Below are 23,674 nucleotides of genomic sequence, written 5' to 3'. Positions count from 1 at the left end.
GCGAACGTCGAATACCGAGTACCGCGCGCCCAGCAAAAGGGGTGCGAACAAAGGAAGGATCCGAACATGAGCACCACGCTCGACTCAGCAGTGAACGCACCGCTCCAGGTCACGGCGAACCGCATGGACCATCTCGACTGGCTCGAAGCCGAGTCGATCCACATCCTGCGTGAACTCGTCGCCGAATGCAGCAAGCCTGCGCTGCTGTTCTCGGGCGGCAAGGACTCGGTCGTCGTGCTGGCGCTCGCATTGAAGGCGTTCGGCCTCGGCGCGAACCGCAAGACCGCGCTGCCGTTCCCGCTCGTGCACATCGACACGGGCCACAACTACGAAGAAGTGATCGACTTCCGCGATCGCCGCGCAGCCGGAATCGGCGCGGAACTCGTGGTCGGTCACGTCGAAGATTCGATCAGGAAGGGCACCGTGCGCCTGCGCCGCGAAACCGATTCGCGCAACGCCGCGCAAGCGGTCACGCTGCTGGAAACCATCGAGCAATACGGCTACACGGCGATGATCGGCGGTGCGCGCCGCGACGAAGAGAAGGCGCGCGCGAAGGAGCGTATCTTCTCGTTCCGCGACGAATTCGGCCAGTGGGACCCGAAGGCGCAGCGCCCGGAACTCTGGAGCCTGTACAACGCGCGTCTGCACAAGGGCGAGCACCTGCGCGTGTTCCCCATCTCGAACTGGACCGAACTCGACGTGTGGCAATACATCGAGCGCGAGAAGCTCGAACTGCCGTCGATCTACTATGCGCACCAGCGCGAGATCGTGCGCCGCAACGGCCTGCTCGTGCCGGTCACGCCGCTCACGCCGATGAAGGAAGGCGAAGTCAGCGAAATGGCGCAGGTGCGTTTTCGCACCGTGGGCGACATCAGCTGCACGTGCCCGGTGGCGAGCGATGCCGACAACGTCGAGAAGATCATCGCCGAAACGGCCGTGACCGAGATCACGGAACGCGGTGCGACGCGCATGGACGACCAGGCGTCGGAAGCCGCGATGGAACAGCGCAAGAAGCAAGGTTATTTCTAAAGAGCACGCAGAGGAAAGAATAGACATGGTTACGACGCATCAACCTGAAGACCTCGGCGTGCTGCGCTTCATCACGGCGGGCAGCGTGGACGACGGCAAGAGCACGCTGATCGGCCGCCTGTTGTACGACAGCAAGGCTGTTCTGAGCGATCAGCTCTCGGCGCTGTCGCGTGCGAAGAACAAGCGCACGGTGGGCGACGAGATCGACCTGTCGCTGCTCACCGACGGCCTCGAGGCCGAGCGCGAGCAGGGCATCACGATCGACGTGGCATACCGCTACTTCGCCACGGCCAAGCGCAAGTTCATCATCGCCGACACGCCGGGCCACGAGCAGTACACGCGCAACATGGTCACGGGCGCTTCGACGGCGCACGCCGCGATCATTCTGATCGACCCGACGCGCGTGACGGTCGAGAACGGCGTGACGCAACTGCTGCCGCAAACCAAGCGCCACAGCGCCATCGTCAAGCTGCTGGGCCTGCAGCACGTGATCGTCGCGATCAACAAGATGGATCTCGTCGACTACAGCGAAGCGACGTTCAATCTGATCCGCGAAGCCTATGTCGGGCTGGCGCGCCAGCTCGGCCTCACCGACGTGCGTTTCGTGCCGGTGTCGGCGCTCAAGGGCGACAACATCGTCGCCGCGAGCGAGCGTATGCCGTGGTACGCGGGCGAGCCGCTCCTCGACGTGCTCGAACAACTGCCGCTCGCGCAGGCCACGGGCGAAGCGCTGCGCTTCCCGGTGCAGTGGGTCGCGCGCCAGGACGGTTCCAGCGCCGATGACTTCCGCGGCTACATGGGCCGTGTCGAAGCGGGCGAAGTGAAGCTCGGCGACGCCATCTCGGTGCTGCCGGCGGGCCGCAGCGCAACGGTGGCCGAAATCATCGCGCCGGTGCCGGGCGGCACGGCGCAGGTCGATCGCGCATTCGCGGGCCAGACCGTCACGATCCGTCTCGCGGAAGACGTGGACGTTTCGCGCGGCGACACCTTCGTGCCGGCGGCCGATGCCGCGCAACCCGCGAAGAAGCTCGAAGCGGACCTGTGCTGGTTCGACGACGAGCCGCTCTCGCCGCAGCGCAAGTACCTGCTCAAGCAGACCACGAGCACGGTGTTCGCGAAGATCGGCGCGGTCAAGCAGGTGCTCGACGTGCATACGCTGTCGCACGCGACCGACCGCCACGAACTCGCGATGAACGATATCGGCCGCGTGGCGCTCTCGCTGCAGAAGCCGCTCGTCTGCGACCTGTATGATGCGAATCCTGGCACCGGCGCATTCGTGCTGATCGACGAAGCGACGCATCACACGGTGGCCGCGGGCATGATCCGCGCGTACTCGGCGTAAGGCGCTGCGCGAGATTGCGGCCGCGCGCGGCCGCAACAATGGATTGGAAGCATATGGGCAAGGTATATCTGATCGGCGCGGGACCGGGCGCAGCGGACCTCATCACGGTGCGCGGCGCACGCCTGCTCGCGAGCGCCGACGTCGTGCTGCACGACGCGCTCGTCGAGCCGGCCATGCTCGAGTACGCGCCGCCAAGCGCGAAGTACATCGCGGTCGGCAAGCGCTGCGGGCAGCGTTCCACGGCGCAGCACTTCATCAACAAGCAACTCGTCGATGCGGCGCGCGAGCACGCCGTGGTCGTGCGCCTGAAGGGCGGCGATCCGATGCTGTTCGGCCGTGCCGACGAGGAAATGCGCGCGCTCGAAGCGGCCGGCATCGCGTTCGAAGTCGTGCCGGGCATTACGGCGGCGCTGGCGAGCGCGGCGACGCTGCAGCGCTCGCTCACCCTGCGCGGTGTGGCGCGCAGCGTGGCGCTTGCCACGTATTCGCGCGCGGCGGGCAGCGAGGAGATTCGCGAGCAGGTCAACGCCGATTCGCTCGTGTTCTACATGGGCCGCGACAGCGCGCCCGAGATCGCGCGCCAGCTGATCGAGGCGGGCCGCGCGGGCGCCACGCCGGTGGCGATCGTCGAAGCCTGCAGCACGGCGCGCGAGCGCACGTTGACGCTGACGCTGGCGGGCCTCGCAGCGGGCGAGGCGCAGGACTGGCTCGACCCGGCGCAGCCGAGCCTGCTCATGATCGGCGATGCGTTCGCCGAACGCTCGGGGCAGGCGCAACGCGAGGACGAAGCGCAGGACGACAGTCGGAGCCGTCGCGCAGCGGCGTAATTTAATCGTTATAAGCTTGCGGCAATCCCCATATTGTCTTCATACGCCAGAATGGGGCCTGTCGTGACAGGCAGGCCAGCACGCTGCTTTTTGGCAACGTGCAGGCATTCCTGGTTCGGTGGCGCTGAAGCCACCCACGAACCGGCTGCCCATTTGTTGATCGCTAGCACCCCCCGGTGAACTGGTGATTCTGACTCGTCAAACATCGCGACAATCCTGATTCATCCCGGTATCACGGTTTCCAGTGAATTGCTGGCGATTCTGTACTGCACTGCGGGCGCCTAGTCTGCGGCAGCCTGGCCTGCCGATCTGACGCAATTACGGCCTGCCCGTTTGGCTTCGTAAAGCGCGGAGTCTGCCGCCTTGGTCAGTTCTACCAGGGTCGCCGGATGCCCACGCCAGCCTGTTGAGCATCCGATACTGACGGTGAACGGATGGAGCGCCGCGCTACAGGCTTCATTCGGTGTGTGCCATAGTCTTTCCACCGTCTCGCGGATGCTCTCGGCCATGCGCAACGCGTCCTTCAGTTGCGTATCGGGCAACACGACCACAAACTCCTCTCCGCCATACCGCGCGGCGCAATCACCACGACGGCTAACGCATTGCGCAATGCATCGCGCGAGATGCTTCAGGGCCTTGTCGCCTTCCGCATGTCCGTGTTTGTCGTTGTATTGCTTGAAATGATCCGCATCCACGAAGAGCACCGATAGCTGGCTGTCGTTGCGCTGCAGTCGTTCCCACTCATTTTGCAGCGCCTCATCGAGTGCCCGACGGTTCTTTAGACCCGTTAGCGCATCAGTCTGCGTAAGTTCGGTCAGGCGCTCTTCACCGAGTGCACGGTCGCGCAGCGCGAACGCGAGCAGCCAGACTACGGCACAAAAAGCGATGCTGATCGCGAAGGCGGAAGCGCCCACGATCCACGAAAGGGTTCTCCATGAGGCAAGCACGTCGTCAAGCGCTGGCGCGACAACAGCGATCAGCGGCGTACCGGGCACGCGCTGGAATGTGTAAAGCCTCAGCACGCCGTCGGTCGAGGAACGGGCAGCATAGAAGCCTGTATCCTGGTTCACCATGCGCGGAAACGTAGGCGACTTGTTGAAGTTTGGGGAGAGGGCTGGTGGCAAATAAGGATTTCGTGCGACGAGAGTACCGTCGGTGCGAACGATTGCCGTCACGCCATGCGAACCGACATCGAGCCCGTCCAGCAGGTGCCGGAAATACTCCAGATCGATCGCCACCAGCGCCACGCCCTTGAAGGAACCGTCGGCGCCGTTGATCCGTCGGCTCAGCGCCATAGCTTCGATTCCGCCGCGCGAACGCGCCCGATATATCGCCGAAACGTACAACCCAACCTTTGCCGACTGGCGATGCACGAGGAAGTAATCGCGGTCGCCAAAGTTCCAGTGATGGGTGCTCGAACAGCAACCATCCAGCAATTGCCCACGCTCATCCGTCACGCCCATGCCGGTCACGTAACGCGAAGTGGCTGTGGCGTTGAACAGCAGTTCGTGCCGCACGTCAGCGCCCATATGCTGGACTGCCGGCTTGTCAAGCGCCGCGATTAGCAGCCGCAACGATTGGTCAGCGGCGTCTACGGTGCGCGAGATATTGCTTGTCAGGACGGCAGCCACGTTCCTGGATGTCTCGTGAGCGTGCTGGATCGCTGTCGCGCGCGCGGCGACGAGTGTAAGTAGGCTCACACCCAAAACGCCCATTGCCAGCAGCGTGCCGAGCGCGCCCACGATGAAAGGATGGTGGCCCGCGACAACGGCCGCACGCCTGACAGAGTTGGGAAACACGGGAAGCGTCTAGTTGGGTGCCGATCTGAAAGAATGCATGGGTTCACTGCGCTGACATGAGCGGGTTTCCAGTTGGGTTATCGGCAGGAAAATGTGGGAAATTAAGCGCCACGCGATAGAGGGCGGCAAAACAAAACGGGCTCGCTGAGAGGCGAGCCCGTTTTTTATGCGTGAGTGGTTTCAATCGCGGTCGTTTTCGATGCAGTACCGCACGATCGCATCGAGCACCGCATCGTCCTCGCCGACAGCGCCCGCACAGCGCAGGCGCACATCCGGATGCTCGCTCTGGCATTGCGCGATCAGCGCGGGCAGATCGCGGCGCACGTGGCCGCCCTGACCAAAGAACACGGGCACGACCGTGATCGTGTCACAGCCTGCCGCGACCTGGCCGGCGATCGCATCCGGCAGGCTCGGCGTCATGAGTTCGAGAAAGGCGAGGCCGACCGGACCCGCATCGCCGCGCGTGGCGGAAAGCTTCGCGGCGAGCCGCTGGAACGGCTCCTGCCAGCGCGCGTCGCGCGCGCCGTGGCCGAAGAGAATCATGCCGTGCGTGCCCATGCTTGCGAGCCTGTGCGAATTAGCGGCCGAACTATCGGCTGAACGCTACCGGCATCAATGCCGGTCGACCCATTTGAGCCCGATCAGCCCGACCGCGAGATAGATGAGCCCCGGTGTCGCCGCCGTGAGCGGCGCGGGCCAGGTGTTCAGTGTACCCACGTGCGAGAACAGCGTGTTGACGAGCTGGAAGCTCATGCCGAGCATGATCCCGCCGAACACCTTCATGCCCACCACGCCGGCGCGCGTATGCAGATACGCGAACGGCAGCGAGAGTACGAGCATCACGAACACGGCGAACGGGTAGAGCAGCTTGCGCCAGAACGCGATCTGGTAGCGCTGCGCGTCCTGATGGTTCTCGGTCAGATGCTGGATGTAGCGGAACAGGTTGAACATCGACATGCGGTCGGGCGAAACGAGCAGCACCGAGAGAATGTTCGGCGTGAGCTCCGAGCGCAGCGAGTATTCGGGCGCCGAAGTCTGCTCGGCGCGATAGACCGGATTGAGCGCGTCGACCGGCTGGTTCTGCGGCGGCGGCACGCCGATCAGTTGCGTATCGGTCACGTCCTTGAGCAGCCAGTGGCCCGGCGGCTGGAACGTGCCGCTCTTCGCGAGGCGCACGTTCGAGAGCCGGAACTGCGAGTCGAATTCGTAGATGCGCACGTTCGTGATGGTCGCATCGGGCAGCAGTTCGCCGACGTTCACGAAGCGCGTGACCTGTTCGCCGTCGGCGCGTGCGGAGAGCGTGTCCTTCACCCACACACCCGACTGGAAGTTGCTCGACACGGCCGAGCCCAACGCCTCGAGACGCACGCGCTCGGAGAGCTGGTCGGTGTAAGGGCCGACCACTTCGCCGATCAGGTAGGTGAGCAGCACGAGCGGCACGCCGATCTTGAGCAGCGAGCGCAGCGCCTGGTTGGTGGCGAGACCCGACACACGAAAGATCGTGTATTCGGAGTTCGCGGCCATTTGCGCAAACACGTAGATCGCGGCAATGAGCGCCGCGACCGGGATGATCTCGTAGAGCCGCGAGGGCGCCTGGAGCGCCACGCGCAGCACCGCGTACTGGAATTTGTAGTTGCCGTGGCCGACCGAGTTCAGCTCGTTGATGAGGTCGAAGAAGAAGAACAGGCCGGAGAAGGCGAACAGGATGAAGATGAACGTCAGGTAGACCTGGCGAGCGAAGTATTTTTCGTAGATGCGCATCGGTCAGTTTCCCTCTCAGTTGCCAGGAGAGGCGCGCCGGAACATCGCACGTGTAAAGAGCGGCCGGTTGCGCACGCGTATCCAGAAGATGAACACGACGAGCGCGAGCACCACGGCGTGCAGCAGGACGAGACCGACGCCGAAGGGCATCTTGCCTTGCTCGATCTGCGACTGCACGACGTTGAGCAGGTTCGAATAGGTGAGGTAGATCAGCACCGCCATCACGAGATTGATCGTGCGGCTGCGGCGCGGGTTCTGGTAGGCCAGCGGAATGCCGAGCAGCATCAGGTTGATCGCGATGAGCGGCAGGCCGGCGCGCCAGGCGAGTTCGCCCAGGTTGTCGTTGGTCGGGTGGCGCAAAAGGCCCGGCGTGGACGTGGTGCTCGCCGAAGGCGTGTTCACGAGCGGCTGGCTCGTGATCTTCACGCCGTAACGCTGGAATTCGCTGATGCGAAAGTCCGGGTGGCCGGGCTCGCCGTCGTAGCGGCGGCCGTTTTCGAGCACGACGAAGCGGTCGCCGCCCTTCATGGTCTCGGTGTGGCCCGTCTTCGAGACGATGACGCTCACCTTGCCGTTTTCCGTGCTCGTGACGAACACGTTCTCCACACGGCCCTGGTCGGGGCTCATGCTCTCGATGAAGAACACGCGGTGCGTGGTGGGCGATTCGCGGAACTGGCCGGGCGCGAGCAGCGACACTTCATCGCGCTGCTGGAAGCGCGCGCGAATCAGCTTGCTTTGCGCATTCGACCACGGCCAGCCGATGAACGCGAAGAACACGACGAGCAGGATGATCGGCGCGGCAAAGGTGGCGACCGGTTTGATCAGACGCGTGAGGCTCACCCCGGAGGAGAGCCACACGACCATTTCGGAATCCTTGTACCAGCGCGTGAGGACGAACAGGATCGACACGAACAGCGTGACGATGAGCATGACGGCCATGTAGCCGATCACGGTGAGTCCGATCAGCACCAGCACGTCGCGCGGGTCGATCTGACCGGACGCGGCGAAGCCGACGATGCGGATCATCATCGTCGTCAGCATGATCGTGAGCAGAACCATGAACACGGCGCCGGCCGTGTACGCGAGTTCGCGCTGCAGGGAACGTTCGAAGATCATTCTTGATGGGCAGGGCAGGCGGACCTTGCCGGGAGGCGCGCAGCTCGCGCAACCGCCCAGGAGCCGCCGCGGGAAAAATAGCGGATAATTGCGGCTTTCATCCTAAGCCCTGATTTTATCCGAGGACAAGCGCGATGGACTTTAGCATAAAAGCCTGTGACTGGAGCAAAGGCGGGGACGGCCCCTTCCTGACCGGCAAGTCGGATTGTGTCGTGGTCGGCGTGTTCGAGGCGCAAACCCTCTCGGGCGCGGCGTTCGCCATCGACAGCGCCATTGGCGGCGCAATCGCGCGCGTCGTCAAGGCCGGCGACATCGACGGCAAGGCCGGCTCCACGCTGTTCCTGCCGGAAGTGAGCGGTATCGGCGCCTCGCGCGTGCTGCTCGTGGGTCTCGGCAAGCAGGACGCGTTCGGCCAGAAGGCGTACGGCGACGCGGTCAAGGCCGCCTGGCGCGCGATCCTCGGCACGAAGATCGCACAGGTCACCTTCACGCTCGCGCAATTGCCGGTGAAGGAGCGCACGGGCGACTGGGGCGTGCGCACCGCCATTCTCGCGCTGCGCAACGAGACCTATCGCTTCACGCAGATGAAGAGCAAGCCCGACGTCTCGCAGCGTGCCCTCAAGCGCGTGGTCTTCAGCATCGACGCCGCCGAAGAGAAGGCCGCGAAGCTTGCGGCGAAGCAGTCCGTCGCGCTCGCCAACGGCATGGATCTCACCCGCGACCTCGGCAATCTGCCGGGCAACGTCTGCACGCCGACCTATCTCGCGGCCACGGCCAAGAAGCTCGCGCGCGACTGGAAGCTCAAGGTCGAGGTGCTCGGCCAGCGCCAGATCGAGACGCTCAAGATGGGTTCGTTTCTTTCGGTAACAAAGGGCTCGGTCGAGCCGCCGCAGTTCATCGTGCTGCACTATCAGGGCGCCAGCGCCAAGGCCGCGCCCATCGTGCTGGTCGGCAAGGGCATCACGTTCGACACGGGCGGCATTTCGCTCAAGCCCGGCGAGGGCATGGACGAGATGAAGTACGACATGTGCGGCGCGGGCTCGGTGCTCGGCACGATCCGCGCGGTCGCCGAAATGGGGCTCAAGCTCAATGTGATCGGCATCATCCCGACCTGCGAGAACATGCCCGCGGGTAACGCCACGAAGCCGGGCGACATCGTCACGACGATGGCGGGCCTCACGGTCGAAGTGCTCAATACCGATGCCGAAGGCCGCCTGATCCTGTGCGATGCGCTCACCTATGCCGAGCGCTTCAAGCCGGCCGCCGTGGTCGACATCGCCACGCTCACGGGCGCCTGCATCATCGCGCTCGGCCATCACAACAGCGGCCTCTTCTCGAAGGACGACGCGCTCGCGGGCGAGCTGCTCGACGCTTCGCGCGAAGCGAACGACCCGGCCTGGCGCCTGCCGCTCGACGACGAGTATCAGGACCAGCTCAAGTCGAACTTCGCCGACCTCGCCAACATCGGCGGGCGTCCGGCGGGCAGCGTGACGGCGGCGTGCTTCCTGTCGCGTTTCACCGAAAACTACCCGTGGGCGCACCTCGACATCGCCGGCACGGCGTGGAAGAGCGGCGCGGCCAAGGGGGCAACGGGCCGTCCGGTGCCGCTGCTCGCCCAGTTCCTGATCGATCGTGCCGGGCAATGAGGGCAGGAATGGCGATTGCTGCCCACCTGACGGTGTGTAGAGTGGTGCGGGCATGACGCGCATCGATTTCCACACGAACGTCGGCGACTCGCTGCTGTATGCGTGCCGCCTCGTGCGCAAGGCGTATCAGGCGGGCCAGCAGGCGGTCGTGCTGGCCGAGCCCGCGCGCCTGCGCGCGTTCGACGAAATGTTGTGGACCTTTTCGCCGCTCGACTTCGTGCCGCACTGCATGGCCGAGAGCCCTCAAGCGGGCGAATCGCCCATCGTGCTGGCAACGGATCTCGAGCGTGCACCGCATCATCGTGTGCTGCTCAATCTCGGCGCCGAGGTCCCGCCGCAGTTCGCACGCTTCGAGCGCCTGCTCGAAGTGATTGGCGATGCGCCCGACGAACTCGCGTCGGGCCGTGAGCGCTATCGTTTCTACCGCGACCGCGGTTACGCGCTCAACAACTACAAGCAGGGCGGCTGAGGCCGGACGCGCGAGGCGTACCGGCGCAAGGCCGACTGCCCCGATCGATGGAGGTAAACATGTCCGGCATGCACGACTCGGAAGATGCTGCGATTCCGCTCTTGAACGAGGTGATGGTGAGCGGCAATCCGCTGCGCGCGCACAACGTCGAAGAGGCGAAGAGCGCGACGGCCGCTGCCGTCCAGGCCGCCGTGGCCGAGCGCGAGGAGGGCCTGTTCGCGCACGACGCCGACGCGCTCGTCGAGCGGCTGCGCGGCCGTTGCCTGACCTGGCTCACCGGCGAAGGCCGTGCCGTGATCGAGGCGCGCTGCAGCGCCGCGATGCAGGAACATACGAACTGGCTCGTGGGTCAGGTGTCGCGTGAAATCGGTCTTGCGCTCGAAACGGAACTCACGAACTGGGTGAAGGCCGCCGTGCGCGAAGAACTGGCGGCGCGCGCGGGGCGACCGCCTTCGGCCTGATTCAGTTGGGCGCGCGGCGGCGAGCGGCCACCTCGTGGCCCCGCCGTCACATCGTCCGCTTCACTTGAGCGTGAGGATCCAGCTCGCGAGTTGCGCCGCCTGTGCGGGGTTCAACTGCGTGTTGGCCGGCATCGGCACGGTGCCCCACACGCCGCTGCCGCCTTCCAGAATCTTGTGGGTGAGATAGGCCGGCGCGTCGGGCTTGCCTGCGTACTTCGCGGCGACATCGCGCAGGGCGGGACCCATGAAATTGCGGGTCACCGAGTGGCAGCTCATGCAGTTCTGCTGCTGGGCGAGCGCGAGGCCGGTGGGGACATGCTGCGCGCGGGCCGGGGCCGACCCGAGTACGCCGGCAAGGCCGATGGCGAGCGCGGCGGCGAGCGTCGCTATCTTGTTCTTCGCTTGCGACTTCCGTTTCATACTGGTCTCCGCCCGCGTATGCGCCGGCTGTGTCGTCGCATTATAAAAGCAAAGGGCGCACGTCCTGGACGTGCGCCCTTTGCTTGACTGCAGGTCGAGATTCGAATGACGCCAGGCTCCGCCTAGCCCGTCACCGCGCCCTGGTTCGCCGGGCGCGCGAGCGCCGCGTACTTCGCCATCACGCCGCGCGTGTAACGCGGCGCGGGCTGCTTCCAGGCCGCGCGCCGGCGCGCGAGTTCGGCGTCGTCCACGTTCAGTTGCAGCAGCAGCGTGTGAGCGTCGATGGTGATCGAGTCGCCTTCCTGCACGAGCGCGATCGTGCCGCCTTCGAACGCTTCCGGCGCGACGTGACCCACTACCATGCCCCAGGTGCCGCCCGAGAAGCGCCCATCGGTGATGAGCCCAACCGACTCCCCAAGCCCCTTGCCGATGATCGCCGAAGTCGGCGCGAGCATTTCCGGCATGCCGGGGCCGCCCTTCGGGCCGAGGTAGCGCAGCACGACGACGTCGCCGGCCTTGATCTTGTCTGCGAGGATGGCTTCCATCGCGCTCTGCTCGTCGTCGAACACGCGCGCGGGGCCCGTAATCACCGGATTCTTCAGACCGGTGATCTTGGCGACCGCGCCGTGCGTCGCGAGGTTGCCCTTGAGGATCGCCAGATGGCCTTCCTTGTACAGCGCCTGGCTGATGGGGAAGATCACCTTCTGGTCCGCGCGCGGCGCGGACGGCACGTCCTTGAGTTCTTCCGCGATGGTTTTGCCCGTGATAGTGATGCAGTCGCCATGCAGGAGGCCCGCATCGAGCAGGATCTTGAGCACCTGCGGAATGCCGCCGGCCTCGTGCAGGTCGGTGGCGACGTATTGCCCCGAAGGCTTCAGGTCGCAGATCACCGGCACCTTCTTGCGCATGCGCTCGAAGTCGTCGATGGTCCATTCGATTTCCGCGGCATGCGCGATGGCGAGGTAGTGCAGCACGGCGTTGGTCGAACCGCCCGTCGCCATGATGAGCGCCACGGCGTTCTCGATCGACTTCTTCGTGATGATGTCGCGCGGCTTGAGGTCCTGCTTGACGGCCTCGACCAGCACGCGCGCCGATTCCGCCGCCGAGTCGACTTTCTCCTCGTCGGGGTTGGCCATCGTCGACGAATACATGAGCGACATGCCGAGCGCCTCGAACGACGAGCTCATCGTGTTCGCGGTGTACATGCCGCCGCACGAACCCGTTGACGGGCAGGCGTTTTTCTCGACGCCTTCGAAATCTTCTTCGGTCATGCGCCCCGCGGTGAATTCGCCCACGGCCTCGAACGCCGAGACGATGGTGAGCGCCTTTCCCTTCCAGTTGCCCGGGCGGATCGTGCCGCCATACACGTAAATGCCGGGCACGTTGATGCGCGCGAGCGCGATCATGCCGCCGGGCATGTTCTTGTCGCAGCCGCCGATCACGACTACGCCGTCCATCCACTGGCCTTGCACGCAGGTCTCGATGCAGTCGGCGATGACTTCGCGCGAGACGAGCGAGTACTTCATGCCCTCGGTGCCCATCGACATGCCGTCCGAGATCGTGGGCGTGCCAAAGGTCTGCGGGTTCGCGTCGGCGCGCTTGACGGCGTCGACGGCCGCGTCGGTCAGGCGCTGCAGGCCGGCGTTGCACGGCGTGATGGTCGAATGACCATTGGCGACGCCGATCATCGGCTTGTCGAAGTCGGCTTTCTCGTAGCCGAGCGCGTAATACATCGAACGGTTGGGCGAACGGGCGACGCCTTGCGTGATGTGCTTCGAACGACGGTTATAGGGCATGGGGACCTCCGGTGGATTTTGTCTCGGATGCCGGGAGTGGGTTGTGTTTTGGGGGCGCGCCGGCACGTCTATCGAAGCATGCGATTTCGCGAGAACGCTGTCCAATATATTATTCGTGGTCTATTGAGTCGAAAAACATATCAGCATGAAACAGCTCGAGAACCGCCGCCGATGAACCCGACAATCCCCGATCTGCGCCAGCTTCGCTATTTCGTCGCCGTGGCCGAGGAGCAGCATTTCGGCCGCGCGGCGGCGCGCCTGTCGATGACGCAGCCGCCGCTCTCGCAGGCCATTCGCGCGCTCGAGGAGACGCTGGGGGTGGAGCTGTTCGCGCGCACGCGTCGTTCGGTCGAATTGACGGCCGTGGGCGCCGATCTGCTGCCGGAGGTCAGGCGCCTGCTGGCGAGCGCGCAAGCGTTGCGGCCGCTCGCCCAGAGCCTCGCACGCGGCGAGGCGGGCGTGCTCGCGCTGGCCTTCGTTTCGACCGCCGACTACGGCTTGCTGCCGCTTCTGTTGCGCGAGTTCGGCGCGCGCTATCCGCGCGTGCGCCTGCAGCTCGCCGAAGCCACGAGCGACGTGCAGGTGGAAGAACTGGTGGCGGGGCGCATCGACGCCGGCCTCGTCATTGCACCCGTGCCGCTGCGCCACGCGGCTCAGCTTGCTTACCAGCGGCTCGCGCGCGAGCCGCTCGTGGTCGCCATGCCCTCGGCGCTTTCGGTGCGCCTTGGCGGCCCTTCAGCCGACGACTGGCACGACGAGCCCGTGAGCCTGCGCGATCTCGCCGATGTGCCGCTCGTCGTCTTCCCGCGCCATCTGGCCCCCGGCTTCTACGACACCATCATGGACTGCTACGGCGCGGCCGGCCTCGTGCCCCTGATCGGCCAGGAAGCGATCCAGATGCAGACGATCGTGAGCCTCGTCTCGGCCGGCATGGGCGTGGCGCTCGTGCCGCAGTCGCTGCGCCATCTGCGGCGCACGGGCGTCGTGTACCGGCCGCTCGCCGGGGCGGTGCCGGCCATCGAAACGGGCCTCGTCTGGCGCTCGGCCGAGGTGAGCCCGGTGCTCGCGGCGTTCATCGAGATCGTGCGCGCGCACGCGGCGACGGCGGGTGGCCCGGCGCGCAAGGGCTAGTCTGAAGCTGGGTGTGCCGCGCGCGTCATCTGTCACCGTGACACTCGCCGCGCATCGCCAAACGTGCATTTTGGTTTGCGCCCCCTCGCGTCGGCGATAATGTCACGCCGTGACGCGCGGGCGGCGAACCTCGCCGCCTTGCTAACGTCCAACGCGCTTTGCCCGCTTGTGTGAGCGGCGCGCGACTGCTTACAAACCCGATTTCATTCGATATCGCCGACAAGACTTCATCCACGATGCTCATCCACCCGAACTTCGACCCCGTCGCCATTCATCTGGGGCCGCTCGCCGTGCGCTGGTACGGCCTCATGTATCTCGTCGGCTTCATTCTGGCGATCGTGATCGGCCGTCTTCGTCTGCGTCTGCCGTACGTGGCGGCGCAAGGCTGGACCGCGAAAGACATCGACGACATGCTGTTCTACGGCGTGCTCGGCACGATCCTGGGCGGGCGCCTGGGGTACGTGCTGTTCTACAAGGCGAGCTGGTATCTCGCGCATCCGCTCGACATCTTCAAGGTGTGGGAAGGCGGCATGTCGTTTCACGGCGGCTTCCTCGGCGTGACGTTCGCGATGATCCTGTTCGCGTGGCAACGCGGGCGCACCTGGCTGCAGGTCACGGACTTCGTCGCGCCGATGGTGCCCACGGGGCTCGCCTTTGGCCGTCTCGGCAACTTCATCAACGGCGAGCTGTGGGGCCGAGTGACCTCGCCCGATTCGCCGTGGGCCATGCTGTTTCCCGGCGCCGCAAACGACGACGCCGCGTGGCTCGCCGCGCATCCGCAACTGGCCGCGCAGTGGCACCTGAACGAAGTGTTCGCGCAGTACCATCTGCTGCCGCGCCATCCTTCGGAACTGTATGAAATCGCGCTGGAAGGCATTGCGCTCTTCATCGTGCTGATTCTGTTCGCGCGCAAGCCGCGCCCCGTCGGCGCGATTTCGGCGATGTTCCTGATCGGCTATGGTCTCGCGCGCTTCACGGTCGAGTTCGCACGCGAACCCGATGACTTCCTCGGCCTGCTTGCGCTCGGCCTCTCGATGGGCCAGTGGCTCTCGCTGCCGATGATCATCGTGGGGATTGGCCTGATGGCGTGGGCGTATCGCCGCGCCAAACGTGGCAAGGACGGCAACGACCGCGCGCAGGTAGCGGGCGCGAAGAGCTGACACGCGCGCGAACGCACCTCGCGTTTTAGCCCATGAAAAAGGCCACGGTTTTCACCGTGGCCTTTTTACTTGCGTGCTTGCGTGGCTCGTATGGCGCACCTTACTTCATCTGCACCGAGCCGGAAACGTTGACCGTCACCGTGGACGTGCCGCCTTCGAGCGGCACGGGCGACGACATCTTCGCGTCAGCCGAAGCCGCGCGTGCGCTCATCATCATCATGGGGCGCGGCATCACGCCCGAGTGCCCCACGTTCACGTCGCGAATCGAGTAGCTGCTATAGCCGAACGCGCGCGTGGCCGAGAGGGCCTGGTCGCGGAACGAGGCGATTGCCTGGCCCGAAAGTTTTTGCTCGGCGGCGCGCTGCGCTTCGGGCGACAGCGAGAATTGCACGTTGCCCACCTGCATGATCGACGAGAGATCGCCGGCGAGCTTCGATGCCGCCGCGAAATCATGCGACTCGAGTACGACTTCCGTGCGGCCGCGCCAGGCGGAGATGCGCCCGTCGCGATCCGTCGAAGGGAAGATCGAGAACTGGCCCGAGTGCGCGGTCACGCCCGCGACGCCTCTGGCCCGTTGAAGCGCGGAGTCGGCGCGCTGATTGAGCGTCGCGGTGAGCGAGGCGGGATCGTTCGCTTCCTGTTCGTAGAACAGCGTAATGTTGACGACGTCCTGAGGCACTTCGGCGCTCGCCTGCGCGGACAGCGAAAGCACGCCCGAGGGCTGCTGCAAGCGCGCGTCGCTCTGTGCGAACGCGGCGCCCGGTGCGAGCGTCAGGGCGAGGGGGAGGGCGGCAGCCAATGCGGCGGCGAGCGTGACGACGGTTTTTCGGTTCATTGAGGCTCCTTGCAGAACTGGCGTCGCGCGCGAGGCATCTGTTGTGACGCGCGACTGTGCGCGATTGTGCTTGAAGTCGCGCACGAATGCTGTATGCGTGCCGGCCATCGAGGCCGAACCGCATCACATCAGATGTTTCGTGATGAAGTTCCACTCGGCCGTGGTGACCGGCGTGATCGAGAGGCGGTTGCCCTTGGCGAGCACGCGCATGTCCGCGAGTTCCTCGTGCTCGCGCAAGGCGGCGAGAGAAATCAGCGGGCACTTCTTCTTGAATACGACGTCGACGAGCATCCAGCGCGGATTCTCGTGCGTCGATTTCGCGTCGTAGTAAGGGCTTTTCGGATCGAACTGCGTGGGATCGGGGTAGGCCGTGGACGACACCTGCGCGATGCCTGCGATGCCGGGCTCGGGGCAGCTCGAGTGGTAGAACAGCACGCCGTCGCCTTGCTGCATGGTGTCGCGCATGAAATTGCGCGCCTGGTAGTTTCGGACGCCGGTCCAGGGCAGCGTGCGCTGCGGCGCGTTTGCGAGGTCGTCGATGCTTGCTTCGTCGGGTTCGGACTTCATCAGCCAGTAGCGCATGAGTCGAAGTTCACGTCGAAAAGGGGGGAGGGGCGAGCGCGCATGCCGCGAAAGTCGCCAATGCACGCCGCACAAAGGAAAACGGCATCGGACTGTCGTCCGATGCCGTTTGAATAGGTCCCCGCCATAGCCGCTAGGCCGGCATCCTGAACCGAGGGTTCAGAATTGGTCGCAGTTAGCAGCACTTCGGGTACATCAGACTGTGTGACGCGCACGCCCGTGCTACAAATTTCCGCAACCGTGCACATGGCATTGGTTCAAGGAATATATGACCTTGGCGAACCAGGCAGGGAAGCTGACTAAACTGGTTGGCAGCGTGTTTAGAAACGCGCGTTTCTAAACAAATCAACGCTACCTTTGAACAACATCATACCGCACGTTGCTGCGTAATACTGCGGCTTACAACCGCGGTGTACATCAGCGCTTATTGCACACCGTACTGATGAATGACAGCGCCGAGTTGTTCGTTCATTTGGCGCATTGTACGACGGATTTCTTCGGCTGGGAATGCTTCCCCGTGACGCACGCTGGTTTGCAGGCGCAGCAGTTCCGAGGCGAGCGAGAGCGCCGCCATGACGGCGATGCGATCGGTGCCGCGCACGTTGCTGTGATTGCGGATCTTCGACATCTCGGCGTCCACGCGCGCCACGGCTTCGAGCAGTGCCTGTTCCGTTTCCGGCGAACAGACGAGGCGATAGGTTTGGCCGAGTATCGTCGCTTCGATCTGCTTGGTGGTCATGCATTTTCTCCGTGGCGGGCCGCGTTGCTGTCGTCGTCGGTGCTCTGCGACGGCTCGAGCAGATCGAGCTGGTTGTCGCGCTCGTTACCAGCGCGTGCGCGTGGCAGCTTTTCGAGGATCGCGTTCAGACGCACCTGCGCATCGTCGATCTTGGCCGAGAGTGCATCGCGCTCTGCCTGCAGCGCGGCGCGCTCCTCGCGGACCTGTTCGAGTTCGGTGCGTGTTTCGTCGCATTGCGCACGCAGCTGCGCGAGTTGCTCTTCGAGTGCGAGGCGTGCTTCATGTTGGCGCTGATTAATCTCGATCAGCCGCCCGATGTTTTGTGAGAGTGTTTCGAGTTCGTTGAGCATGTGCTGCGTCCTCTAAAGACAGGCATTCTAGCGCGGATTAACGCGTATTTTGATAATTGTGTCGTTTCCAGACGTAACAACCCGGCTTCTTACCGGAATCAGGCCCGAAACCCTCGCTACGTGTGCTGCATACGCTGGGCGGGAACGTAATTTGCCAAGGCCGCGCGCGCAGCGCATCGTCTCGATCGTGGTCTGCGCGTTATAACATCACGGATTCATGGTCTTTTGCCAGTGCTTTCGCGAACGGCTTATGCCACGTCATGCAGAATCCCTGGCGACCAAAATACTGCGCTCTGTCGTGGCCTGCTATACCCCTGCTGTCTTTTTGTGCGAGCTTGATTGAAATCCGCTGCCGAGTTCCCCGATGCGTTCCATGAGCCGCGATGAGTCCCATGCTGTACCGCCTGTGCCGCCCGTGCCGCCATTACACGCGCTGCCGCGCCGCTCGATGAGCGCGCGCCGTGCATGCATGATCTGGGCCGCGCTCGCAGCCGTGGCGCTCGTGGTGTTCGCTGCATCGCTTGCAACCGGCAGCGTGAGCGTGACGTTTGCGCAGGCGCTGGCGGCGCTCGCTCCCACGCATGACGTGCACGGCGCGCCGGACGTGGCGATCGAAATCGTGCGTACGCTGCGCTTGCCGCGCGCGTTGGCGGGGTTTGCATGCGGCGGCTTGCTCGCGCTGGCGGGGGCGCTGCTGCAGGTGCTGCTGCGCAATCCGCTTGCGGAGCCCTACGTGCTCGGTGTGTCTGGCGGCGCTGCCGCATTCGCACTCGTGGCGATGATCGCTGGTGTGGCGTGGTGGGGCGTGCAGGCGAGCGCGTGTGCGGGTGCGTTCGTTTCGATCCTGCTCGTGCTCGGCCTCGCGCGCCGCGAGTTGTGGCGCGGCGAGCCACAAGACAGCTCGCCGCGGCTGCTCCTGACGGGCGCGGTGACGGCGGCAGGCTGGGGCGCATTGATCACACTGCTGCTCACGCTCGCGCCCGACACGCGCCTGCGCGGCATGCTGTTCTGGCTCACGGGCGACCTCAATGGCGCGGGCAGGCCATGGCCCGCGCTCGCAACGCTTGGCGTGGTCCTTGCGTGCATCGTGCCCGCCGCGCCGATGCTCAACGTGCTGCTGCGCGGCGACGCTGCCGCGCAGGCGCTCGGTGTGCCGGTGCTGCGTCTGCGCGTGGGCATTTATCTTGCTGCGTCGCTCGCGGCGGCCGCTGCGGTGACGACGGGCGGTACCATCGGCTTCGTGGGGCTCGTCGTGCCCCACATGCTGCGCCTCGCGTTCGGCAACGACCAGCGCATGCTCGTGCCGGCCGCCGCGCTCGCGGGCGGCGTGGCCGTGATGGGCGCGGACCTCGTCGCGCGTACGGTGGCGGCGCCCGCGCAGTTGCCGGTGGGCGTCGTGACCGCGCTCGCGGGCGTGCCGGTATTCCTGTGGATGCTGCTCGCGAGGCGCGGACGATGAGCGATACGCATCCCCCCCTGCTCGCGGTCCACGCGCTCACGTTGCGCGCGGGCGCGCGCACGCTCGTGGAATCGCTCACGCAAAAGTTTGCCGCCGGCGAAATCTGGTGTGTGGCGGGCGCAAATGGCGCGGGCAAGACCACACTGATCGGTGCGCTCGCGGGCCTGGGCGAGCCCTCGGCGGGACGCGTCGAAGTCGAGGGCATCGCGCTCGCACAGTGGCCGCCGGTGCGCCTCGCGCAGCGTCGCGCGCTGATGCCGCAGGACCAGCGCGACGCCTTCAGCGCGAGCGTGATCGACACCGTGCTGCTCAATCGCTATCCGCATCTTTCGGGCTGGGGCTGGGAAGCCGATGCCGATCGCGCCGCCGCGCACGCCGCGCTCGCCACGCTCGGCCTCGAAGCGTTCGCGGCGCGCGATGTGCTGTCGCTCTCTGGCGGCGAGCGCCAGCGCGTCGCGCTTGCCGCCGCGCTGTGTCAGGGCGCGCCGCTCCTGCTGCTCGACGAGCCGCTCGCCCATCTGGACCTGCATCATCAGATTGCGTGTCTCGAAGCGCTCTCGCACTGGGTGCGCAGTGAAGCGCGCGCCGTGCTGCTTTCGTGCCACGATCTCAATCTTGCGCGGCGCTTCGCGACGCACGCGCTCCTGCTCGATGGCCGCGGCGGTTTTCACGCGGGCCCCGTGCGCGATGTGCTCACGCCGGAACGCGCGAGCGCCGCATTCGGACATCCGCTCGTGCTGATACGCGAGGGCGCGCACGAGGCGCTTGTACCCGCACTCGTACCGACATCTTCATCACCGCATTCGCCGGGATCGAATGGCGTGCACTAGTGCGCCGCTGTCGCCCGCATCACTTTGAAACGAAATACACCATGACGTCATCGCTTACCGAACTGCTCGCCGTCGAACCGCTCGATCTCTCGTTGCGCGACGAACTGCAACGCCTCATCGACACGAAGACCAAACCGCCCGGCAGTCTCGGCCGCCTCGAAACCCTGGCGCGCCAGCTCGGCATGATCCAGGGCACGACGCGCCCGGGCGTCGAGCGTCCCGTGATGATCGTCTTCGCAGGCGACCACGGCATCGCCGCCGAAGGCGTGAGCCCTTACCCGCAGGCCGTGACCGCGCAGATGGTCGCGAACTTCGTGGCAGGGGGCGCGGCGATCAACGTGTTCAGCAGCGTGGCGGGACTCACGCTCGAAGTCGTCAACGCGGGCGTGGCGTCGCCGCTGCCGCCGTCGCCGACACTCGTCGATGTGCCCATCGCGGCCGGCACGCGCAACTTTGCGCACGAGCGCGCCATGACGCGCGACGAAGCCCTCGCCGCGCTTGCGGCGGGCGCCGAGCGCGTGCGTCATCACGCGGCGCTCGGCACGAACGTGATCGGCTTTGGCGAAATGGGCATTGCGAACACGTCGTCGGCCGCGTGCCTGATGAGCCGGTTGTGCGGCGTGCCGATCGATGAATGCGTCGGGCGCGGCACGGGCCTCGACAATGCGGGCCTCGCGAAAAAGCGCAATGTGCTCGCGGCGGCGCTCGCGCATCACGCCGATGCGCGCGAGCCGCTCGACGTGCTCGCCGCGTTCGGCGGCTTCGAAATCGCGATGATGGCGGGCGCATATCTCGAAGCGGCGCGCTCGCGCATGGCGATTCTCGTCGACGGCTTCATCGCTACCTCGGCGCTGCTCGTGGCCGACTCGCTCGCGCCGAACGTGCGCGACTACTGCGTGTTTGCGCACGCATCGAACGAAGCGGGGCATCGCCGCATGCTCGATCACTTCGGCGCGCGCGAACTGCTTACGCTCGACCTGCGTCTGGGCGAGGGCACGGGCGCGGCGCTGGCGGTGCCGCTGCTGCGCGCGGCGGTCGCGTTCCTCAACGACATGGCGAGCTTCGAGTCGGCCGGCGTCGACAATCGCAGTGATCGCCACGCCTGAGCGTCGCGCGATGAATCCGCTTGCGGAGCTGCGTTATTTCTTCACGGCGCTCGGCTATTTCACGCGCGTGCCGGTGCCGCGCTGGGTGGGCTTCGAGCCCGCCTGGCTCAACGCGGCGGCGCGTTACTTTCCGTTCGTCGGCGCGTTGATCGGCGCGCTCGCGGCGCTCGTCTATCTCGCCGCGCTGCGCGTGTTTCCGGCGAACGTGGCCGTGCTGCTGTCGATGGCGGTCACGCTCCTCGCGACGGGCGCCTTTCACGAAGACGGTCTCGCCGACTGCCTCGACGCATTCGGCGGCGCGTACGCCCGCGAGGACGTGCTGCGCATCATGCACGATTCGCGCATCGGCGCATTTGGCGCGATCGGTCTCGTGGTGGCGCTCGCGCTCAAGTGGCAGACGCTCGCGGCGCTGCCGCCGGCACGCGCCGCGATGCTGATGATCGCCGGCCACGCCGCGAGCCGCGCGTGCGCGATCAGCTATCTCGTCTCGCTCGAGTATGTGCGTGCCGAGGGCAAGGCCAAGCCCGTCGCGCAGCGCATGAGCATGCCCGCGTGGCTGTGCGCGTGCGTGTTCGGCCTGCCGTGGCTGTTCTGGCCGGTGTGGTCCGGTGCGCCCGACTGGCGCGCGGGCGTCGCGACGCTCGGCGTGCTCGCCGTGTTGCGCTATGCACTGGGGCGTTACTTCGTGCGGCGCATCGGCGGCTATACGGGCGATTGTCTCGGCTTGGCGCAACAGGTGTTCGAGATCGCCATCTACCTCGTGGGACTCGCATGGATCTCGTTCTGATCCGTCATCCCGCCGTGGCGGTGGATGCGGGCGTGTGCTACGGCGCGAGCGATGTGCCGCTCGCGGGCGACGCGACGCAGCAGGCCGCGTCGCTCGCTGAGCGGATCGCGGCGCTCGGCGTGCGCGAACCGCAGCGTATCGAAACGAGCCCGCTCACGCGCTGCGCGAGCGTGGCGGCGGCGCTCGGCCGTCTGCGCGGCCACACGCCGCAAGCCGAAGCACGCCTCGCGGAGATGGATTTCGGCGCATGGGAGATGCAGCGCTGGGACGCGATCGAGCGCGCGCAGATCGACGCATGGGCCGCGAATTTCGAGCATGCGCGCGAGCATGGCGGTGAGAGCGTCGCGCAGTTCGATGCGCGCGTGAGCAGCTGGTTCGATACGCTCGACGCGCGCGAGAAGCGCACCGTTTGGGCCGTCACGCATGCGGGCGTGATCCGCACCGTCACGGCGCGCGCGCTCGGCATGCCGCTCGCGCGTTGTGTGCGCTGGCCGCTGGAGATGGGCGCCATCGTGCATTTGCGTTACGACTCGTCGAGCGCCCTGTGGCTGCTCGCGCGCTGGAACGCCTGGTAAGTCGCTGAGGATAGCGAATCAATGCGCGGCGGCGTTGCGCGAGCGGGCGAGGTCGAGATCCTCGCACAACTGCGCCGCGCCCTGGGCGATGCGCGGCGCGGGGCGCGTGAGCAGATCGCCGTCGATGGCGAAGAGATTGCCGCGCGCGACGGCGGCTAGCGCCGGCCAGGCGCGCCAGCGCTCGAGGCCCGGCAGCGGGCGCTCCGGCGACGTCGCGCCTTGCGACGCGGTGACGATCGCATCGGGATTGGCCGCGAGGACGGCTTCCGTCGATACCGTCGGCACGAGCGGTTCGAGGGCCGCGAACACGTTGCGGCCGCCGCAGAGCGCGATCACGTCGCTGATCATGTGCGAGCCGTTGATGGTCATCAGCGGCTGATCCCAGACTTCGTAGAACACGCTCACGGATGCGCGCTGCGCATAGCGCGCGTGCAGCTGCGCGATGTCGCGGCGGTAGGCATTCGCGGCGGCCTGCGCAGCGTCTTCGGTGCCGAGCAGCACACCGAGGCGCGTGAGCGAGGTCGCGACATCGTCGAGCTTGTGTGGCTCGCTGAAAAAGAGGGGGATGTGCAGCGCGCGCAGACGATCGAGCTGTTGCTGAGCGTTGCCGTGACGCCAGACCACGATGAGGTCGGGCTTGAGCGCGGCGATGCGCTCGAGGTCGAGCGCGCGGTTGTCGCCCACGTGCGGCACTTTTTGCGCTTCGGGCGGGTAGTCGCTGTAGGCCACGGCGCCGACCACTTTCGCGCCGCCGCCTGCGGCGTAGAGCAGTTCGGTCACGTGGGGCGCGAGGCTCACTACGCGCTGCGCTGGCGCGGGGAGGGTGACGGTGTTGCCCGCGTCGTCGATGGCGGTGACGGTCGCATGCGCGGCGCACGGCAGGAGCGTCGCGGCCAGCAGCGCCAACGCAATGACGGCTGCGCGCATCAGCCGATCGCCCGCATGGCTTGTCCGAGTGCGCTTTCGAAGCGCTGCCATTCGCTTTCTGACGCGGGCAGGCCAAAGCGCAGGCTGGCCGGTGCGTCGAAGCGGCGCGTCCATACGGCGTGGCGCGCGAGTGCGTCCTGCAGCACCGGCGCGCGTGGGTCCGCGAGCCACGCGAACAGCGGCGTGGCGTGCGGCGTGAAGCCGTGAGCGCGCAGCAGCGCGACGAGGCGCGCGCTTTCGGCGGCGAGCCGAATGCGCATTTCGTTCTGCCACGCGCTGTCTTCGAACGCATGGGTGACCGCGTGGCGCGCCGGCCCGCTCACCGTCCACGCGCCCAGATGCGCGCGCAACGCGGCCAGCAGGGCAGGCGCGCCGAGCGCGAATCCGCAGCGCGCGCCCGCGAGCCCGAAGAACTTGCCCGGCGATCTGCACGAAGCCGCGCAGCGTTACGGCATCGCCTGGCACGCGTGGATCGACCTTTCCACCGGCATCAATCCGCACGGCTACCCTGTGCCGCCGGTGCCATC

At 66.0% G+C, this 23,674-nt stretch carries 24 protein-coding genes, 1 other RNA gene and 2 pseudogenes; 14 read left to right on the top strand and 13 right to left on the bottom strand.

Annotated features, from left to right (window positions below; translation table 11 throughout):
* The first annotated feature begins 66 nt into the window (after window positions 1-66).
* Genes cysD through cobA form a run of 3 tightly spaced genes read left to right on the top strand, consistent with a single transcriptional unit; the run spans window position 67 to window position 3,198 of the window.
* Window positions 67-1,029: a sulfate adenylyltransferase subunit CysD gene (gene cysD / locus AB4Y43_RS07865; RefSeq protein ID WP_368727395.1), complete on the top strand. Its 963-nt coding sequence runs from the start codon at window positions 67-69 to the stop codon at window positions 1,027-1,029.
* Between the two features lie 25 nt (window positions 1,030-1,054).
* Window positions 1,055-2,371 carry a sulfate adenylyltransferase subunit 1 gene (locus tag AB4Y43_RS07860; protein ID WP_368727394.1) on the top strand — a complete coding sequence of 439 codons (1,317 nt, stop codon included), beginning with the start codon at window positions 1,055-1,057 and terminating at the stop codon, window positions 2,369-2,371.
* Window positions 2,372-2,424: 53 nt separating this feature from the next.
* Window positions 2,425-3,198: a uroporphyrinogen-III C-methyltransferase gene (cobA, locus tag AB4Y43_RS07855; protein WP_368727393.1), complete on the top strand. Its 774-nt coding sequence runs from the start codon at window positions 2,425-2,427 to the stop codon at window positions 3,196-3,198.
* 281 nt (window positions 3,199-3,479) lie between these two features.
* On the opposite strand, the gene AB4Y43_RS07850 is transcribed toward cobA, so the two are convergent.
* The 4 genes from AB4Y43_RS07850 to lptF all read right to left on the bottom strand — a co-directional run bounded on the left by AB4Y43_RS07850 (window position 3,480) and on the right by lptF (window position 7,874).
* Window positions 3,480-4,997, bottom strand: coding sequence for a diguanylate cyclase (locus tag AB4Y43_RS07850; protein WP_368727392.1), 1,518 nt, complete (start codon window positions 4,995-4,997; stop codon window positions 3,480-3,482).
* Between the two features lie 180 nt (window positions 4,998-5,177).
* Window positions 5,178-5,555 carry a CbiX/SirB N-terminal domain-containing protein gene (locus AB4Y43_RS07845; protein WP_342947861.1) on the bottom strand — a complete coding sequence of 126 codons (378 nt, stop codon included), beginning with the start codon at window positions 5,553-5,555 and terminating at the stop codon, window positions 5,178-5,180.
* Between the two features lie 54 nt (window positions 5,556-5,609).
* Complete coding sequence (gene lptG, locus AB4Y43_RS07840; RefSeq protein ID WP_069265461.1) at window positions 5,610-6,758, bottom strand: LPS export ABC transporter permease LptG; 1,149 nt, start codon at window positions 6,756-6,758, stop codon at window positions 5,610-5,612.
* Between the two features lie 15 nt (window positions 6,759-6,773).
* Window positions 6,774-7,874, bottom strand: coding sequence for an LPS export ABC transporter permease LptF (gene lptF, locus AB4Y43_RS07835; RefSeq protein WP_368727391.1), 1,101 nt, complete (start codon window positions 7,872-7,874; stop codon window positions 6,774-6,776).
* 134 nt (window positions 7,875-8,008) lie between these two features.
* Here lptF and AB4Y43_RS07830 point away from each other — a divergent pair, with 134 nt between their 5' ends.
* The 3 genes from AB4Y43_RS07830 to AB4Y43_RS07820 are packed head-to-tail and all read left to right on the top strand — an operon-like array spanning window position 8,009 to window position 10,450.
* Window positions 8,009-9,520, top strand: coding sequence for a leucyl aminopeptidase (locus AB4Y43_RS07830; RefSeq protein WP_069265459.1), 1,512 nt, complete (start codon window positions 8,009-8,011; stop codon window positions 9,518-9,520).
* A 52-nt stretch (window positions 9,521-9,572) separates the two neighbouring features.
* Window positions 9,573-9,989 (top strand): DNA polymerase III subunit chi, encoded by a 417-nt coding sequence (locus AB4Y43_RS07825; protein WP_368691944.1) that lies wholly within the window; start codon window positions 9,573-9,575, stop codon window positions 9,987-9,989.
* 59 nt (window positions 9,990-10,048) lie between these two features.
* Window positions 10,049-10,450 carry a DUF2486 family protein gene (locus AB4Y43_RS07820; RefSeq protein ID WP_342921433.1) on the top strand — a complete coding sequence of 134 codons (402 nt, stop codon included), beginning with the start codon at window positions 10,049-10,051 and terminating at the stop codon, window positions 10,448-10,450.
* A 60-nt stretch (window positions 10,451-10,510) separates the two neighbouring features.
* On the opposite strand, the gene AB4Y43_RS07815 is transcribed toward AB4Y43_RS07820, so the two are convergent.
* The gene (locus tag AB4Y43_RS07815) at window positions 10,511-10,870 is read right to left on the bottom strand and encodes a c-type cytochrome (RefSeq protein ID WP_368727390.1); all 360 of its coding nucleotides are present in this window, start codon (window positions 10,868-10,870) and stop codon (window positions 10,511-10,513) included.
* Between the two features lie 122 nt (window positions 10,871-10,992).
* On the bottom strand, window positions 10,993-12,666 hold the full coding sequence (gene ilvD / locus AB4Y43_RS07810; RefSeq protein WP_368727389.1) for a dihydroxy-acid dehydratase: 1,674 nt from the start codon (window positions 12,664-12,666) through the stop codon (window positions 10,993-10,995).
* A gap of 171 nt (window positions 12,667-12,837) precedes the next feature.
* Between ilvD and AB4Y43_RS07805 the strand changes: the two genes are divergently transcribed.
* Both AB4Y43_RS07805 and lgt read left to right on the top strand, forming a co-directional pair.
* Window positions 12,838-13,797, top strand: a complete 960-nt coding sequence (locus AB4Y43_RS07805; protein ID WP_368727388.1) for a LysR family transcriptional regulator — start codon at window positions 12,838-12,840, stop codon at window positions 13,795-13,797.
* Between the two features lie 236 nt (window positions 13,798-14,033).
* Window positions 14,034-14,957 (top strand): prolipoprotein diacylglyceryl transferase, encoded by a 924-nt coding sequence (lgt, locus tag AB4Y43_RS07800; protein WP_368727387.1) that lies wholly within the window; start codon window positions 14,034-14,036, stop codon window positions 14,955-14,957.
* Between the two features lie 100 nt (window positions 14,958-15,057).
* Here lgt and AB4Y43_RS07795 read toward each other — a convergent pair whose 3' ends face one another.
* The 5 genes from AB4Y43_RS07795 to AB4Y43_RS07775 form a co-directional block, all read right to left on the bottom strand.
* Window positions 15,058-15,792, bottom strand: coding sequence for an SIMPL domain-containing protein (locus AB4Y43_RS07795; protein WP_069265514.1), 735 nt, complete (start codon window positions 15,790-15,792; stop codon window positions 15,058-15,060).
* Between the two features lie 123 nt (window positions 15,793-15,915).
* On the bottom strand, window positions 15,916-16,374 hold the full coding sequence (locus AB4Y43_RS07790; RefSeq protein WP_069265454.1) for an EVE domain-containing protein: 459 nt from the start codon (window positions 16,372-16,374) through the stop codon (window positions 15,916-15,918).
* A 114-nt stretch (window positions 16,375-16,488) separates the two neighbouring features.
* Window positions 16,489-16,670: non-coding RNA, 6S RNA (gene ssrS / locus AB4Y43_RS07785), on the bottom strand.
* 128 nt (window positions 16,671-16,798) lie between these two features.
* Window positions 16,799-17,113, bottom strand: coding sequence for a cell division protein ZapA (locus AB4Y43_RS07780; RefSeq protein ID WP_042268772.1), 315 nt, complete (start codon window positions 17,111-17,113; stop codon window positions 16,799-16,801).
* Window positions 17,110-17,463 (bottom strand): ATPase, encoded by a 354-nt coding sequence (locus tag AB4Y43_RS07775; RefSeq protein WP_069265453.1) that lies wholly within the window; start codon window positions 17,461-17,463, stop codon window positions 17,110-17,112. The genes AB4Y43_RS07780 and AB4Y43_RS07775 overlap by 4 nt, the downstream gene beginning before the upstream one ends.
* Before the next feature lie 448 nt (window positions 17,464-17,911).
* On the opposite strand from AB4Y43_RS07775, the gene AB4Y43_RS07770 reads away from it, so the two are divergent.
* From AB4Y43_RS07770 to cobC, 5 genes are read left to right on the top strand one after another with little or no spacing between them, the layout of a single operon-like run.
* Window positions 17,912-18,922: a FecCD family ABC transporter permease gene (locus AB4Y43_RS07770; protein ID WP_368727509.1), complete on the top strand. Its 1,011-nt coding sequence runs from the start codon at window positions 17,912-17,914 to the stop codon at window positions 18,920-18,922.
* Window positions 18,919-19,752: an ABC transporter ATP-binding protein gene (locus AB4Y43_RS07765; protein ID WP_368727386.1), complete on the top strand. Its 834-nt coding sequence runs from the start codon at window positions 18,919-18,921 to the stop codon at window positions 19,750-19,752. The genes AB4Y43_RS07770 and AB4Y43_RS07765 overlap by 4 nt, the downstream gene beginning before the upstream one ends.
* 41 nt (window positions 19,753-19,793) lie before the next feature.
* Window positions 19,794-20,858: a nicotinate-nucleotide--dimethylbenzimidazole phosphoribosyltransferase gene (gene cobT, locus AB4Y43_RS07760; protein ID WP_368727385.1), complete on the top strand. Its 1,065-nt coding sequence runs from the start codon at window positions 19,794-19,796 to the stop codon at window positions 20,856-20,858.
* Window positions 20,859-20,868: 10 nt separating this feature from the next.
* Window positions 20,869-21,645: an adenosylcobinamide-GDP ribazoletransferase gene (locus AB4Y43_RS07755; RefSeq protein WP_069265513.1), complete on the top strand. Its 777-nt coding sequence runs from the start codon at window positions 20,869-20,871 to the stop codon at window positions 21,643-21,645.
* Entirely contained in the window at window positions 21,630-22,220 is a 591-nt protein-coding gene (gene cobC / locus AB4Y43_RS07750; protein WP_368727384.1) for an alpha-ribazole phosphatase, read from the top strand. The genes AB4Y43_RS07755 and cobC overlap by 16 nt, the downstream gene beginning before the upstream one ends.
* 18 nt (window positions 22,221-22,238) lie before the next feature.
* Here the strand turns inward: cobC and AB4Y43_RS07745 are convergent, their stop codons facing one another.
* Window positions 22,239-23,147 (bottom strand): cobalamin-binding protein, encoded by a 909-nt coding sequence (locus AB4Y43_RS07745; RefSeq protein ID WP_368727383.1) that lies wholly within the window; start codon window positions 23,145-23,147, stop codon window positions 22,239-22,241.
* Window positions 23,147-23,521, bottom strand: a pseudogene (locus tag AB4Y43_RS07740) (aminotransferase class I/II-fold pyridoxal phosphate-dependent enzyme); the annotation flags it as partial. The gene AB4Y43_RS07745 and the pseudogene AB4Y43_RS07740, both read right to left, overlap by 1 nt.
* Between AB4Y43_RS07740 and AB4Y43_RS07735 the strand changes: the two are divergent.
* A pseudogene (locus AB4Y43_RS07735) lies at window positions 23,406-23,674 on the top strand (hypothetical protein); the annotation flags it as partial. The pseudogenes AB4Y43_RS07740 and AB4Y43_RS07735 sit on opposite strands and share 116 nt — an antisense overlap.

It is taken from the genome of Paraburkholderia sp. BR10872 (assembly GCF_040965835.1).
Lineage (GTDB): Bacteria > Pseudomonadota > Gammaproteobacteria > Burkholderiales > Burkholderiaceae > Paraburkholderia > Paraburkholderia nodosa_A.
Note: the sequence above shows the minus strand (reverse complement) of the source record. Positions and strands in the feature narration are given on the sequence as shown.

Coding starts and splice junctions, on each gene's coding strand:
- cysD (WP_368727395.1), top strand. CDS start 67: ATGAGCACCACGCTCGACTCAGCAGTGAACGCACCGCTCCAGGTCACG.
- AB4Y43_RS07860 (WP_368727394.1), top strand. CDS start 1,055: ATGGTTACGACGCATCAACCTGAAGACCTCGGCGTGCTGCGCTTCATC.
- cobA (WP_368727393.1), top strand. CDS start 2,425: ATGGGCAAGGTATATCTGATCGGCGCGGGACCGGGCGCAGCGGACCTC.
- AB4Y43_RS07845 (WP_342947861.1), bottom strand. CDS start 5,555: ATGGGCACGCACGGCATGATTCTCTTCGGCCACGGCGCGCGCGACGCG.
- lptG (WP_069265461.1), bottom strand. CDS start 6,758: ATGCGCATCTACGAAAAATACTTCGCTCGCCAGGTCTACCTGACGTTC.
- lptF (WP_368727391.1), bottom strand. CDS start 7,874: ATGATCTTCGAACGTTCCCTGCAGCGCGAACTCGCGTACACGGCCGGC.
- AB4Y43_RS07830 (WP_069265459.1), top strand. CDS start 8,009: ATGGACTTTAGCATAAAAGCCTGTGACTGGAGCAAAGGCGGGGACGGC.
- AB4Y43_RS07825 (WP_368691944.1), top strand. CDS start 9,573: ATGACGCGCATCGATTTCCACACGAACGTCGGCGACTCGCTGCTGTAT.
- AB4Y43_RS07820 (WP_342921433.1), top strand. CDS start 10,049: ATGTCCGGCATGCACGACTCGGAAGATGCTGCGATTCCGCTCTTGAAC.
- AB4Y43_RS07815 (WP_368727390.1), bottom strand. CDS start 10,870: ATGAAACGGAAGTCGCAAGCGAAGAACAAGATAGCGACGCTCGCCGCC.
- ilvD (WP_368727389.1), bottom strand. CDS start 12,666: ATGCCCTATAACCGTCGTTCGAAGCACATCACGCAAGGCGTCGCCCGT.
- AB4Y43_RS07805 (WP_368727388.1), top strand. CDS start 12,838: ATGAACCCGACAATCCCCGATCTGCGCCAGCTTCGCTATTTCGTCGCC.
- lgt (WP_368727387.1), top strand. CDS start 14,034: ATGCTCATCCACCCGAACTTCGACCCCGTCGCCATTCATCTGGGGCCG.
- AB4Y43_RS07795 (WP_069265514.1), bottom strand. CDS start 15,792: ATGAACCGAAAAACCGTCGTCACGCTCGCCGCCGCATTGGCTGCCGCC.
- AB4Y43_RS07790 (WP_069265454.1), bottom strand. CDS start 16,374: ATGCGCTACTGGCTGATGAAGTCCGAACCCGACGAAGCAAGCATCGAC.
- AB4Y43_RS07780 (WP_042268772.1), bottom strand. CDS start 17,113: ATGACCACCAAGCAGATCGAAGCGACGATACTCGGCCAAACCTATCGC.
- AB4Y43_RS07775 (WP_069265453.1), bottom strand. CDS start 17,463: ATGCTCAACGAACTCGAAACACTCTCACAAAACATCGGGCGGCTGATC.
- AB4Y43_RS07770 (WP_368727509.1), top strand. CDS start 17,912: ATGAGCGCGCGCCGTGCATGCATGATCTGGGCCGCGCTCGCAGCCGTG.
- AB4Y43_RS07765 (WP_368727386.1), top strand. CDS start 18,919: ATGAGCGATACGCATCCCCCCCTGCTCGCGGTCCACGCGCTCACGTTG.
- cobT (WP_368727385.1), top strand. CDS start 19,794: ATGACGTCATCGCTTACCGAACTGCTCGCCGTCGAACCGCTCGATCTC.
- AB4Y43_RS07755 (WP_069265513.1), top strand. CDS start 20,869: ATGAATCCGCTTGCGGAGCTGCGTTATTTCTTCACGGCGCTCGGCTAT.
- cobC (WP_368727384.1), top strand. CDS start 21,630: ATGGATCTCGTTCTGATCCGTCATCCCGCCGTGGCGGTGGATGCGGGC.
- AB4Y43_RS07745 (WP_368727383.1), bottom strand. CDS start 23,147: ATGCGCGCAGCCGTCATTGCGTTGGCGCTGCTGGCCGCGACGCTCCTG.